Origin of the sequence: Candidatus Pelagibacter sp. HIMB1321 (genome assembly GCF_900177485.1) — a bacterium.
Taxonomy (GTDB): domain Bacteria; phylum Pseudomonadota; class Alphaproteobacteria; order Pelagibacterales; family Pelagibacteraceae; genus Pelagibacter.
This window is the reverse complement of record NZ_LT840186.1, coordinates 1,026,014-1,039,300: the sequence shown is the minus strand read 5'-3', so window position 1 is coordinate 1,039,300 and position 13,287 is coordinate 1,026,014. Positions and strand designations below refer to the sequence as shown.

Annotated in this window: 17 protein-coding genes; 6 read left to right on the top strand and 11 right to left on the bottom strand. The window is 27.7% G+C overall.

The annotated features are described in order from the left end of the window. Window positions 1-13 precede the first annotated feature (13 nt). Window positions 14-274, top strand: coding sequence for a BolA/IbaG family iron-sulfur metabolism protein (locus B9N70_RS05620; protein ID WP_085114819.1), 261 nt, complete (start codon window positions 14-16; stop codon window positions 272-274). Here the strand turns inward: B9N70_RS05620 and aroB are convergent. Together aroB and B9N70_RS05610 are read right to left on the bottom strand one after the other, a co-directional pair. After that, window positions 263-1,369, bottom strand: coding sequence for a 3-dehydroquinate synthase (gene aroB / locus B9N70_RS05615; RefSeq protein WP_085114818.1), 1,107 nt, complete (start codon window positions 1,367-1,369; stop codon window positions 263-265). The genes B9N70_RS05620 and aroB overlap by 12 nt on opposite strands. Further along, window positions 1,356-1,868 carry a shikimate kinase gene (locus tag B9N70_RS05610; protein ID WP_085114817.1) on the bottom strand — a complete coding sequence of 171 codons (513 nt, stop codon included), beginning with the start codon at window positions 1,866-1,868 and terminating at the stop codon, window positions 1,356-1,358. Before B9N70_RS05610 ends, aroB begins: the two co-directional genes overlap by 14 nt. 57 nt (window positions 1,869-1,925) lie before the next feature. Here B9N70_RS05610 and B9N70_RS05605 point away from each other — a divergent pair, with 57 nt between their 5' ends. From B9N70_RS05605 to truA, 5 genes are read left to right on the top strand one after another with little or no spacing between them, the layout of a single operon-like run. Further along, window positions 1,926-2,105, top strand: a complete 180-nt coding sequence (locus tag B9N70_RS05605) for a hypothetical protein (RefSeq protein WP_085114816.1) — start codon at window positions 1,926-1,928, stop codon at window positions 2,103-2,105. Beyond that, complete coding sequence (locus B9N70_RS05600; protein WP_085114815.1) at window positions 2,080-3,852, top strand: hypothetical protein; 1,773 nt, start codon at window positions 2,080-2,082, stop codon at window positions 3,850-3,852. The genes B9N70_RS05605 and B9N70_RS05600 overlap by 26 nt, the downstream gene beginning before the upstream one ends. Before the next feature lie 25 nt (window positions 3,853-3,877). Continuing rightward, complete coding sequence (def, locus tag B9N70_RS05595; protein WP_085114814.1) at window positions 3,878-4,396, top strand: peptide deformylase; 519 nt, start codon at window positions 3,878-3,880, stop codon at window positions 4,394-4,396. A 3-nt stretch (window positions 4,397-4,399) separates the two neighbouring features. Continuing rightward, window positions 4,400-5,332, top strand: coding sequence for a methionyl-tRNA formyltransferase (fmt, locus tag B9N70_RS05590; protein WP_085114813.1), 933 nt, complete (start codon window positions 4,400-4,402; stop codon window positions 5,330-5,332). Next, complete coding sequence (gene truA, locus B9N70_RS05585; RefSeq protein ID WP_085114812.1) at window positions 5,325-6,065, top strand: tRNA pseudouridine(38-40) synthase TruA; 741 nt, start codon at window positions 5,325-5,327, stop codon at window positions 6,063-6,065. Before fmt ends, truA begins: the two co-directional genes overlap by 8 nt. On the opposite strand, the gene B9N70_RS05580 is transcribed toward truA, so the two are convergent. From B9N70_RS05580 to rnpA, 9 genes are read right to left on the bottom strand one after another with little or no spacing between them, the layout of a single operon-like run. Continuing rightward, window positions 6,045-6,536, bottom strand: a complete 492-nt coding sequence (locus tag B9N70_RS05580) for an SET domain-containing protein (protein ID WP_085114811.1) — start codon at window positions 6,534-6,536, stop codon at window positions 6,045-6,047. The genes truA and B9N70_RS05580 overlap by 21 nt on opposite strands. 31 nt (window positions 6,537-6,567) lie before the next feature. Continuing rightward, window positions 6,568-7,497 (bottom strand): histone deacetylase family protein, encoded by a 930-nt coding sequence (locus B9N70_RS05575; protein ID WP_085114810.1) that lies wholly within the window; start codon window positions 7,495-7,497, stop codon window positions 6,568-6,570. Continuing rightward, complete coding sequence (dapE, locus tag B9N70_RS05570; protein ID WP_085114809.1) at window positions 7,494-8,651, bottom strand: succinyl-diaminopimelate desuccinylase; 1,158 nt, start codon at window positions 8,649-8,651, stop codon at window positions 7,494-7,496. The genes B9N70_RS05575 and dapE overlap by 4 nt, the downstream gene beginning before the upstream one ends. Window positions 8,652-8,654: 3 nt before the next feature. Continuing rightward, the gene (gene dapD / locus B9N70_RS05565; RefSeq protein WP_085114808.1) at window positions 8,655-9,473 is read right to left on the bottom strand and encodes a 2,3,4,5-tetrahydropyridine-2,6-dicarboxylate N-succinyltransferase; all 819 of its coding nucleotides are present in this window, start codon (window positions 9,471-9,473) and stop codon (window positions 8,655-8,657) included. Between the two features lie 2 nt (window positions 9,474-9,475). Continuing rightward, the gene (locus tag B9N70_RS05560) at window positions 9,476-10,147 is read right to left on the bottom strand and encodes a pyrimidine 5'-nucleotidase (RefSeq protein WP_085114807.1); all 672 of its coding nucleotides are present in this window, start codon (window positions 10,145-10,147) and stop codon (window positions 9,476-9,478) included. Further along, window positions 10,144-11,010, bottom strand: a complete 867-nt coding sequence (gene argB, locus B9N70_RS05555; RefSeq protein WP_085114806.1) for an acetylglutamate kinase — start codon at window positions 11,008-11,010, stop codon at window positions 10,144-10,146. The genes B9N70_RS05560 and argB overlap by 4 nt, the downstream gene beginning before the upstream one ends. After that, the gene (yidC, locus tag B9N70_RS05550) at window positions 11,010-12,689 is read right to left on the bottom strand and encodes a membrane protein insertase YidC (RefSeq protein ID WP_085114805.1); all 1,680 of its coding nucleotides are present in this window, start codon (window positions 12,687-12,689) and stop codon (window positions 11,010-11,012) included. Before yidC ends, argB begins: the two co-directional genes overlap by 1 nt. Further along, entirely contained in the window at window positions 12,689-12,940 is a 252-nt protein-coding gene (yidD, locus tag B9N70_RS05545) for a membrane protein insertion efficiency factor YidD (RefSeq protein WP_085114804.1), read from the bottom strand. Before yidD ends, yidC begins: the two co-directional genes overlap by 1 nt. Beyond that, the gene (rnpA, locus tag B9N70_RS05540; RefSeq protein WP_085114803.1) at window positions 12,940-13,281 is read right to left on the bottom strand and encodes a ribonuclease P protein component; all 342 of its coding nucleotides are present in this window, start codon (window positions 13,279-13,281) and stop codon (window positions 12,940-12,942) included. Before rnpA ends, yidD begins: the two co-directional genes overlap by 1 nt. Window positions 13,282-13,287 lie beyond the last annotated feature (6 nt).

Sequence of the window (13,287 nt, the reverse complement as noted above, 5' to 3'; positions counted from 1 at the left end):
GTAAACAATATTTATGAATATAAATGAACTAATTGCAATCGTAAAAAAAAAACTAATCAATAAAATTAAAATTGAAAAAATTGAAGTTGAAGATAAATCTTTCTTACATAAAAATCATTCAGGTAATCAAGAGGGAAAGTTTCATTTAAAACTTAAAATTGAGTCAGAAGAGTTAAAAATTTTAAATAAAATTGAGAGCAATAAAAAAATTTATAAAGCTTTAGATAAAGAAATGAAAGATTATATTCACTCTTTACAAATATTAATTAATTAATTTTCTTTTTAAAAAATCATGAATTTTAATATTAGTGTATTCATTATTAATTACAGCTGATCCTATTTTTTTTAATAATATTAAATTTATTTTTTCTGAAGAATTTTTTTTATCTTTTGTCATGAACTTTAAAATTTTACTTAAATCTTTTTTTGAAAAGTAATCTTTAATATTTGAGGGTAATTCTGCTTTAACAATATGGTTTATTATAAATCTACACTGATTAGGTTTTATTAACTTTACATTTAGACTGAATTGAAGAGCTGTCACAATTCCAAGAATTACAGCCTCACCGTGATTAAGTTTTTTTGAATACCCAAGAGAGGCCTCAAAAGCATGAGCAAAAGTGTGACCAAAATTCAAAACTTTTCTAATATTTTTTTCTTTTTCATCTTTTTCAACAATTGTTTTTTTTATTTTGCAACTTTCATAAATAGCTTTTTCAATAAAAGGACTTTTTAAATTCAAAACCTTTGACCAATTTATATTAAGGTATTTAAAAAAATTCTTATTTAGTATCAATGAATGTTTAAAAATTTCTCCGTAACCACAAATGATTTCTCTTTTTGGAAGAGACTTTAAAAATTCAGTGTCACTAATAACCATTTTTGGTTGATAAAAATTTCCAATAAGATTTTTTCCTTCTTTTGTATTCACCCCTGTTTTACCACCAATAGACGAGTCAACTTGAGATAACAATGTTGTTGGAATATTAATAAAATTTAAACCTCTTTTATACAAACTAGCAGCAAAACCACCGACATCACCTGTAATACCACCACCAACTGTTATCAAACAATCTTGTCTTGAAAAGTTTTTATTAAGTAAAATTTTCAAAATTTCATTTACAATTTTAATATTTTTATTTTTTTCATTGGCATCAAAATTGAACTTGAATATTTTTTTCTTTTTTAAACCTTGTGAAATTTTATTGATCAATTTTTTTGGAACATTCTTATCGATAACTAAAAGGCATTGATTAAAAATAATAGAATTTTTACTTAGATGTGAGCTTATATTTTTGATTAAATTAGAACCAATTATAATTGGGTAATTATCTGAATTTGTTTTTACATTTAATTTAATTGGCTTCATAGATTTTAGTTATTTTCTTTATAATTTCATTCTTTGTGAGGTTCTCACAATCAATTTTATACATTGCTTTTGAATAAATAATAGATCGTTTTTGAATTAACTCCTCAATTTCTTTTTTAGATGATTTATGTGCAATAGGTCTTTTTTTGCTATCTTTAATTCTATTAATCAATGTTTTCACATCCCAATTTAACCAAAAAGAAATGTGATTTTCTAAAACCTCTTTTTTAATTTTATTATTTAGAAATGCACCACCACCAAGAGAAATTACAGTTTGTTTATTTTTAAGAACTCTTAAAGTTTCCACCTCTTCAATTTGTCTGAAATATTTTTCACCTTTTTTTTCAAATATTTCAGAAATTTTTAAATCTAATTTTTTTTCAATATGAATATCTACATCAATAAATTCTAAATTTAGTTTTTTTGATACTAATGAACCAATTGATGATTTTCCTGAACCCATCATGCCTAAAAAAACTAAATTTTCTTTTGAATTCATAAGTTTCTGTATTGAAAAAACACAATTATGTCTTAATTTGATTTTAACCAACGTTATATGCAATTTACTAGAAATACAAGTTCAGGCAAGAGTGTTACAGGTTTAATTGTAAAACTAGGTTTAGTTTTAATTTTATTCATTGGGGCAATTTTCTTGCTAAGTAAAATTGATTTTCCAGCTCCAAAAAAAGAAATAGAAAAAATTATTCCTAATGAAAATTTTAAAATTGTTAAATAACAAATATTTATCAATTCTATTATTAATTTTTTTAAATACATTTAATGCTAATGCAGAAGATAAGCCTATTGACATATGGAACATTGATGAAAATGAAATTGAAGAAAGTTCAATAAGTAATAATCAAAATAATTTAGAAACTAATAATACTGAAATTTCTCAACCAAGTATTTTTGATCTCCAATCAGAAAAAGAAATTGAAACTGTTCAAGTAAGTTCAGATTTAAATTCTCAAAAATTAAAGATAATTGGACTTTATGATCCAGAAGATTATGACCTTCAAATTAATATGTGGTCTAATTCTAACGGTGACCAATTAAAGTATCTTTTTACAAATATAGATAAAATGCAACTTTCTAAAGATGCATCAGACTTGTTAAATATAGTGTTATTAACTAATTCTTATAATCCTGAAATTAATATTACTAATGAAGAATTTCTAAATATCAGATCTAATTGGCTGATTAAGAACAAGGATAGGGAGTTAATTGAGGAATATTTGGTAAAAAACCAAATTTTAAACTTACATCCTGATTTAAGTAGATATTTAGTAGATCAATATTTATCAGAGGCAAATATTGAAAAAGCTTGTGAATTATTTTTAAAAAATTCAGAAGTCATAAATGATGAATATCTCTCAAAATTTAATTTATATTGTTTAATAAATGCGGGTAGGTCTGAGGAGGCACAGTTAATTTTAGACTTAAAAAAAGAACTAGGTTTCAATGATGAATACTTTGAAAAAAAACTTAATTATTTATTTGGTTACACGCAAGACCCAGATCCATCAATTTCTGAAACATCCATATTGGATTTTCACCTAGCTCATAGAACTAATCCAGATTTTATTTTTGAACCAAAAAAAAATACAGATTCTCAAATTTGGAAATATTTATCAGCTTCAAATTTATTATTTAATATTGAAGAAGTTGATATTGTTGAAGAAGAAAAAATTTCTTTAATTGAAAAAGCAACACATGATAAAAATTATTCTGAGAAAGACTTATTTGCTTTATATAAAAGATTTCAATTTAATATTAACCAATTATTAAATGCCTCTGAGTCTTATAAGTCATTATCAAATATAGAGGCGAGAGCTTTAATTTATCAAAGATCTTTAATTGAATCTGATACTGAAAAAAAATTAGAATTTCTCAAACTTTTGAAAGATTTATTTATTAAAGATGAATATTCAAATGCATTTGATATTGAGCTTAAACAAGCTTTAGAGACAATTGAACCTGATAATGTACCATCTAATTTTACAACATTTTACTTTGATAATATTCAAGAAGAAAGCGTTGAATTAAAAGATATTAAGTTTAATAAAGATATTTTACATCAATCAAGATTAGTTAATTATTTTAATGGTGATTTTGCAAAATCTAAAATTGAAAAAGATCTGGATAATTTCTTAAAAAAAATCAAAAAAGATAAGAAATATATTTTAACTAAAAAAGATATAATGTTGATCGAATCTATTAAGTCAGATGGTATTGAAATTTCTAAAAAATATGAGGACCTTTATGAAATAAATGAGTCTGAAATGCCAACTGATATTCAGGTTATGATCAATAATAACGAAATTGGATCAACTGTATTAAGAATTATAGAAGTAATTGGGCAAGACAATCTTACAGATTTAGATGAAGATACTTTGTATTTTATAATTAGTGCATTAAATCAGCTTGATATTGATTACATTAGAAATAAAATTTTATTAAAAGTTCTACCTTTAAAAGTTTAAAAAAATTAATTAGAATACATTCATTATGGCGGTTAAACCTATATTAACAGAACCTAACAAACTACTCAGACAAGTGTCTAAACCTGTTGATAAGATTACTAAAGATGAGCAAAAATTGATGGATGATATGCTTGATACTATGTATGCAGCAAATGGTATAGGACTTGCGGCTATTCAAATTGGTATTCCAAAAAGAATAATTGTAATGGACATAAGCAAAGATCCTGAAAAAAAAGAACCAAGATATTTTGTAAATCCTGTAATTAAAAATAAAGATCCAGAAAAAGCTACTTATGAAGAGGGCTGTTTGTCAGTTCCAAATCAATTTGCTGAAATTGATCGACCGAGTCATTGTGATGTGGACTATTTGGACTATAATGGAGAAAGACAAACTTTACATGCAAGTGGATTATTAGCTACTTGTATTCAGCACGAGATGGATCATCTAGAGGGTGTTTTGTTTATAGATTATTTATCTAAGTTAAAAAAATCAATGATTATAAAAAAACTATCAAAACTAAAGTCCAATCAGATAGTTATTTAATTAATGCAAAAAAAAATTGTGTTTATGGGGACACCTGAGTTTTCAGTCCCTATTTTAAAATCAATTTATGAAAACAATTTTTCAATTGAGGCTGTCTATACTCAACCACCACAAAAATCACAAAGAGGACAAAAACTAAATAAGTCACCCATCAATCAATTATCAGATAGTCTAGGAATCAATTGTAGAACCCCAGCTAGTTTAAAAAACAATAATGAAGAATTAGAATTTATAAAAAAAATTAATCCAGATATTGTAATCGTGGTGGCATACGGCCAAATGATTCCAAAGGAATTTTTAGAAATATGTAAATTAGGTTTTATCAACATACATGGGTCTATCCTTCCAAAATGGCGTGGTGCTGCACCTATTCAACGAGCTATAATGAACTTGGATAAAGAAACGGGAATAAGTATTATGAAGATAAAAGAAAAGTTAGACTCTGGTCCTGTATGTGCAGCTTATAAAATCGAATTAAATCCATGTGATAATGCTTTTGTGGTTTCAAATAAGTTATCTTTATTAGCAGCAGAAAAAATAATAATTGAAATTAATAATATTTTGAATGAAAAAGCCAAATTTGTTGAACAGAATCATGAATTAGCGACCTATGCAGCTAAAATAGATAAATCTGAAGGACTTATAAATTGGAAGGAGGATGCAAAAAAAATTTTTGGTAAAGTTAATGGACTATTTCCAATTCCAGGTGCATTTTTTATTTATAAAAATCAGAGATATAAAATTTTAAAAGCTAAAATAGATAAAAATCAAGGTAATGCAGGTGAAGTTTTGACAAATGATTTAGAAGTTGCGTGCGGTGATAATCATTCTTTAAAAATTTTAGAAATACAAAGACAGGGAAAAAAACCTCAAAAAATTGAAGAATTCATTATTGGCTCTCAAATCAAAAAGGGTGCTAGTTTATTAAATGTATAAATATCAAATCTTAATTGAATATGTTGGCACTAATTATAGAGGCTGGCAAATACAAAAAAAAGGTCAAACAATTCAAGGTGTACTTCAAGATAAGATTTCAAAACTTCTTAAAGAAAAAATTACAGTCATTGGTTCAGGGAGAACAGATGCTGGTGTCCATGCTATTTCTCAATCTGCTCATTTTGAGTGTAAAAATTTGATTTTAGATAAAGATAAATTTCTAAAATCTATTAATCATTTTTTAAAAAATAAAATGATCTCAGTTTTGGAACTAAAAAAGAAAAATAAAGAATTTCACGCCAGATATTCTGCAAAGGAAAGAGTTTATAAGTATGTTATTTACAATAGAATTAGTCCGTCCGTGCTTTATCATGATAGAGGCTGGCATATAATGAAAAAACTTAATCTTAAAGAAATGAGAAATGGAGCAAAAAAATTAATAGGAACTAAAGATTTTTCAACTTTTAGAGCTTCAAGTTGTAATGCAAAAAGTCCAATACGAACAATGAAGTCTGTAAAAATAATAAATCAAAATGACAAAATATCTATTGAGTTTAGATCTCAATCTTTTTTACAACAACAAGTAAGATCAATGGTTGGTTGTTTGAAGTATTTGGGTGAAGGGAAATGGAGTCTTAAAAAATTTGATAGAATTATAAAATTAAAGAAAAGAGAAAATTGTGCACCACCAGCACCCGCTAAAGGCCTTTTTTTATCTAGAGTTTTTTATTAGATTTTTTTTATTACTCATTGCAAACTTTTTATTAATTCTCCATCTAGACTCCGCTCTTACAATATAGCCACAACAATTTTTAGATTTACACTTGCATGGAAATTGTTTGTAATTTTCATCAAAACCAAATCCATAATCACACGTAAATTCTTCACCCTTTTTAATATCTCTAATTGCTTTAACCCAAATTTTGAGACCCTTGCCATCATAATCACAATTATTATCACACGAGTGATTGATTAATCCTGCAGTGTTCCACGGAAAATCTCCATCTAAATCATATTTTTTATTTATCGTAAAAAGATAAATTGGTTTACTGTTGTCATATTTATCTGACTCTTCTGTTTGTTTTTTGGTGATTAACTTTCCAATATAATCGATAATCTTTGTTCCTTCCTTTATATCTTTAGTTGCATAAAGACCTCGACCTTTTTTATCAATTGCAGATCTTTTAATTCTATATAATTTCATAAAACATCTCTTAGTTAGTTATGTATAATTATCAATTAAATTCTATTAAAGCATCAACATGCTTTTCTGTACTAGACATTAGTGCATTAAGATCATAACCACCCTCTAGAATTGAAACAACTTTACCGTTACAAGATTTCTTTGCAGCCTCTAAAGCTCTTTTAGTTAAAGTATAAAAATCATTCGAGTTTAATTTTAATTGAGCCAGCGGATCATCTTTATGTGCATCAAATCCTGCAGAAAATAATAAAAATTCTGGTTTAAACTCAATAATTTTATTTAAGACGTGATCATATGCATTTAAATATTGTTCAGATGTAGTTCCTGCCTCTAAAGGAATATTGAAAATATTATTAAATTTCCCTTTTTCTTGTTCAGTGCCTGACCCTGGATAATAAGGATATTGATGTGTTGAGATATATAAAACTTTTTCATTTTCATAAAAAATATCTTGAGTTCCATTACCGTGATGAACATCAAAATCAATAATAGCTATTTTCTTATATTTATATTTTTCAATTAAATAGTTGGCACCAACAGCAACATTATTATAAATGCAAAATCCCATCGCTTTATTTCTTTTTGCATGATGACCTGGAGGTCTTACAGCACAAAAAGCATTTTTATATTCCTTAGACTCAACCCCATCAATTGCAGTAATTATTGAACCTGCTGAATCTCGAGTGGCATCTTTACTTCCAGGTGAAACGATAGTGTCTCCATCTAAAAATGATAAGCCGTCTTTCGGAAAAGAATTATTTACAAATTCTATATAATCTCTTGAGTGAGTTTTGATTAATAAAGATTGGTCAAAATTTTTAGGTTCTTGCCAAATAAGATTTTTATTATTTTTTTTTTTAAAATTGTCTATTATAGCTGTAACTCTATCAATTTTTTCTGGGTGACCATTTCCGGTGTTATGATCTTGATAGCTTTTAGTAGTAATTAGACCAGTTTTCACTGAAAATAATTTTTCAAAATATTTGAGTATATTTTGGTTAAGTTTCTAAGATCTTTAATAGACACTGCTTCATCAACTTTATGCATTGTTTTACCAACTAGTCCAAATTCAAGACAAGGGGCTATCTTTCTAATAAATCTAGCATCTGATGTTCCGCCAGTTGTTGAAAATATTGGTTTAACTCTTGTAATTTTTTTAATTACGTCTTGTATCATAAAAGTTGTTTTGTTTGGCTTAGTTAAAAAAGCTTCACCTGAGACACGATAATTGATATTAAATTTAGATTTTTCTTTCTTTGAAATTCTACCAAATATTTTATTTAATTTTTTTTTAATACTTTGTGATGTGTGTTTGTTGTTAAATCTGATATTGAATGTTGCCTCAGCGGTACTAGGAATAACATTATCAGCTGTATTTTGAATATTAATTTTTGTAACTTCCAAATTAGTCGGTTGAAAGTCTTTTGTACCTTTATCAAATTTTATATCTTTTAATTCTTTAAGCATTTTTACTAAAGTGGTTGAGGGGTTATTTGCTCTTTGAGGATATGCTACATGTCCTTGAACTCCGATAACAGTTAGTTTACCAGTCATACTGCCTCTACGACCAATTTTAATCATTTCCCCAAGTTTATTTGGATTAGTTGGTTCCCCAACAAGACAAAAATCTATTTTCTCTCTTTTCTTTTTAAGATACTCAATAACCTTTTTAGTTCCATTAACAGCATCACCTTCTTCATCACCAGTAATTAATAAACTAATTGAGCCATTAAATTTATTAACAGAATTTAAATAATCACTTACTGCAGAAACAAAAGCTGCAATCGAACTTTTCATATCATTTGCACCACGTCCTATTAGATGCCCTTTTTTAACCGAAGGTTTAAATGGATTAATGGTCCAATCTTTTAAAGTGCCTGGTGGAACCACATCTAAATGCCCTGCATAACAAAAGTTTGGTCCTTTATGGCCAAGTCTTGCGTACAAATTTTTGACAGGTTTATAATTTTTTTCTCTAAATTCTAAAATTTTAGTTTTGAAACCTAAAGATTTTAATTTTTTTTCTAAAAATTTCATAATCCCAGCATCAGTGGGAGTTACAGATGGAAATTTTATTAGCTCCTTTGCTAATTGCAATTCATTAATATTGGGCATTTACTAATCTCTTAAAAGATCGTTAATAGAAGTTTTTGATCTAGTTTTTTCATCAACCTGTTTTATAATTACAGCACAATATAATGATGGACCTTTACCATCTTTAGCAGGTAAGCTTCCTGGTACGACAACAGAATAGGGTGGTATTTTACCTTGAATAATTTCACCAGTATCTCGATGAACAATTTTTGTTGATTGGCCAATAAATACTCCCATCGAAACAACAGAGCCTTCTCCAACAATAACTCCCTCAACTATTTCAGATCTCGCTCCTATAAAACAATTATCCTCAATGATAGTTGGGTTCGCCTGCATTGGCTCTAAAACACCTCCAATTCCAACCCCACCTGATAGGTGGCAATTTTTTCCAACTTGCGCACATGATCCAACAGTTACCCAAGTATCAACCATGGTACCTTCATCAACAAATGCTCCAATATTTATAAAAGATGGCATTACAACTACATTTTTACTAACATGTGAACCATGTCTAACTACTGCATTAGGCACCATTCTAAATCCAGCTTTTAGATGTTCTTCTTTCCCCCAACCAGCAGTTTTACCTTTTACTTTATCCCACCAAGTTGCATAAGGCCCTGGTAAAGTTTGCATCTCATTAATTCTAAAACTTAATAGAATAGCTTTTTTAATCCATTGATGAACTACCCATTCTCCATCTTTTTTTTCAGCAACTCTGATTTTTCCACTATCAACCTGATCAATTGTTTTGCCTACAGCATCTAAGATACTTTTATCAGATTTCCCACTTACTTGGTCTCTTTTATCCCAAGCTTTATTGATTATATTTTCAAATTCATTCATGATTAATTATTTTTTAATATATTAATTTTTTGAAGAAATGAAGGCAAATTATTAATTTTATAATCAATATAAGACTTATCAGCATCTTTCTTTGCAAACACCTCATCATTTTCTAACCAACAAGTTTTCATTCCAAGATTTTTAGCTTGCTCTAAATTATGAGCGATATCTTCAATTAAAATAGATTGTGTCGGGTCAATATTAAACTTTTTTATAAGTTTTTTATAAGGATCTAAGTGGGGTTTTGGAATGAAATCTGCATCTGTTATATCAAAAGCACCATCAAATAAACCATCAATCCCTAACTGCTTTGTTATATTTTCAACATGAGCATGGGAGCCATTAGTGAAAATAATCTTTTTTTCTTTAATCTTAATTAATTCTTCTCTTAAAATTTTATCTTTTGGAAGCCAACTAATATCAATATCATGTACAAATTCTAAAAATTCGTGAGGATCGATATTGTCATGGTTCATTAAACCAGACAAAGTTGTTCCGTACTCATAAAAATATTTTTTTTGAAGCTCTCGAGCTTGAATAAGATCAACATCAAACTTTTTTGATATAAAAGCTGACATTTTCTTATCAACTTCAGAAAAAACTTTAGTTTGACCACTATATAGAGTGTTATCTAAATCAAATATCCAATATTTAATATCTACTAAATCTTTCATTGTCTAATTAGCGTTCCTGAACCTTTGTCTGAGAGCAGTTCAAATAGAATTGAATTTTTTTTTCTCCCATCAATTATTACAACACCTTTTACACCATTACTTGCAACATCTAGACAATTATTGATTTTTGGTATCATACCTCCTGAGATAGTGTTATTCTTAATAAGTTCACTAATCTTTTCAGAGTTAATCTCTGGAAGTAAATTTTTTTCTTTACCAAGCACTCCTTCAACGTCACTCATAATTATTAATCTTCTAGCATTCAATTCTTTCGCTATGTATCCTGCAGCTGTATCAGCATTGATGTTGAATGGTTTTGCTTGTTCATTTAAGCCAAGTGGAGCAATTACTGGTACTTTTTTTTCTTCTATAATTTTGTCTAGAGATTTCTTATCAATTTTATTAGGGCTTCCTACAAATCCAAGTTTTTCATCATCTTTAATTACAGAAATAACATTGTTTTTTTTTGTATTAATTTCTTCAGCGGTACACTGTTTATTGTTTAAAGCTTCAACAATTTCCTTATTAAATTCAATTAAAACTTCCTCAGCAATTTTAATTGTTTTTTCATCAGTAATTCTTAAGCCATTTAAAAATTTACTTTCAATACCCTTTTCAGATAGTTTATTTGAAATTCTTTTACCACCCCCATGAACAACAATTGGAATAAATCCTAATTTATTTAAAATAGATATATTATCTATAAAGTGATCAAATAAATTTTGATCAACAAGAACACTCCCACCACATTTTATAACAATATACTCATCGTTATATTTATCTAAATAACTTTTAACTTCTGAAATAGAAGGTCCATCAGCAGGTATAATTTTTTTTAAGTCTTCCTCTTGAATAGGAACCATTAGGTGGTTTTAATTGTAGTTCTTTTCATTATAAACAATTGCTGAGCCATCGTTAAAACATTGTTTACTGTCCAATAAATTACTAATCCTGCTGGGAATGGTGCAAGAATTATTGTTAAGAATAAAGGAAAGAACATAAAAATTTTTGCCTGCATAGGGTCGGTTGGTGCAGGATTTAATTTTTGTTGTATGTACATTGTAACACCCATAAGTATAGGCCATGCTCCAATAACCAAAAATGATGGTACATCGTATGGTAGCAATCCAAAAAGATTAAATAGTGATGTAGGATCTTTATCTGACAAATCTTTTATCCATCCATAAAAAGGCATTTGTCTCATTTCGATAGTCACAAATAAGACTTTATATAAAGCAAAGAAAACTGGAATTTGAACCAATATAGGCAAACATCCTGACATTGGATTTACTTTTTCTTTTTTATATAGAGCCATCATCTCTTGCTGAAGTTTCATTTTGTCATCTTTATGCAATTCTTTTAATCTGACCATTTCAGGCTGAAGAGCTTTCATTTTTGCCATGCTTCTAAATGAAAAATTAGCTAATGGAAAAAATACTAAACGAATACAAATTGTTATCGCTATGATTGCTAACCCGTAGTTTCCTAATAATTTAAAAAAGTAATCAATTCCATAAAATAGAGGCTTAGTAATAAAATATAAAAAACCCCAATCGATTACTAAATCGAATTTATCAATATTTAATTGTTCCGCATAACCATCCACCACATCAACTCTTTTAGCAGCTACAATGATTTGCATTTCATCCTCAATTGAAGAATTACTTCCGAGTTCAATTGGTTTAGTTGCAATATAGTTTGCTCTAAATTTATCTTTGTAATCAAATGTAACTTTAAATTCCTTTTCTCGTGGTGGAATAATTGAACTTATCCAATATTTATCACCAATTCCAAACCAACCTTTACCAGCATTTTTACTAAATTTTTGTTCCTCAATATCATCATAATCTTCTTCAATTAGTTCTCCATCAAGAGCTGCAACCATACCCTCATGAAGAATATAAAAATTTGAAAGACCTTCTGGAATTTTGTTTCTTATAATTTGACCATATGAGTAAAAATCAAATTTTTTATCAGTAGAATTAATTACTCTTTGTTTGACAGTAAATAGAAATTTATTATCAAGTGAAATATCTTTTTCAAATGTAATACCCTGGTTGTTTGTCCATGAAAGTTTTATTGGAGTTCGTTCGGTTAATTTATTATTACCTTTAAGAGTCCAAACTGAATTTGAATTAGGAATATCAATATTTTTATCTGAGGTTACAAAACCACTTTCTATAAAATACCCATCTTCAATATTTTTCGGGTTTAATAAAACGACATTTTCATTACTCTCTAATTCAGTATTATATTGTCTAAAAGTTAAATCATCTATGATTGCACCTTTAAGGGATATCGACCCAATTATGTTATCATTTTCAAAAGCAACTCTATCTTCTTGATCTATTGCTTCATCTCTAGAAATTTTTATAAAAGTTTCAGCTTGATCCAAACTTGGTGCATCAGAATTTTTTTCTATTTTATCTTTTCCAGATAAACTTTCTGATCTTTGAACTGGTTCTGGTGCAAAAAAAAGAGAGTATAAGACAATTACTGCTGCTGAGAGTGAAATTGCTGCTACTACGTTTTTTGTATCCATTATTTTTTAATCTTTAATTTTTTATTTACTGGATCAAATCCCTCACCACCACCAAGAAATTTGATTGGGTGACAAGATAGAATTCTTTTTATACTCATAAATAAACCTTTTAAAAAACCATAAGTTTTTAATGCCTCCATACTATACTCAGAACAAGTTGGTAAATAACGACATGAGTGACCAAGTAGAGGGCTTATTAAAAAACGATATCCTTTAATAAACTTTATTAAGATTATTGTGAAAATATTCATTAACGTATTCTTTCTAGGTCTTTAAATAAGGTTTCTTTTATAATTGTATACTCGTTGTTTAACATAGTTGGCTTAGCAATAACAAGATATGAATATTCAAATTTTACACTGATATTTTTTACTGCATCGTTTGTTATATTTCTAAGACGTCTTTTTATTTTATTTCTCTTAACTGCATTCCCAATTTTTTTCTTAGTTACAAAGCTAATATTAAGTTTGTTTTTATTTTTATCAGCCAATTTTCCAAAAAAAATGGTGACGTATTTATTTGAGATTTTTTTTTGTTTAAGAAGGCTTTTAAATTCTTCGTTTTTTGAAAGAGCAAGAATTTTGCTTTTCATTTAAGT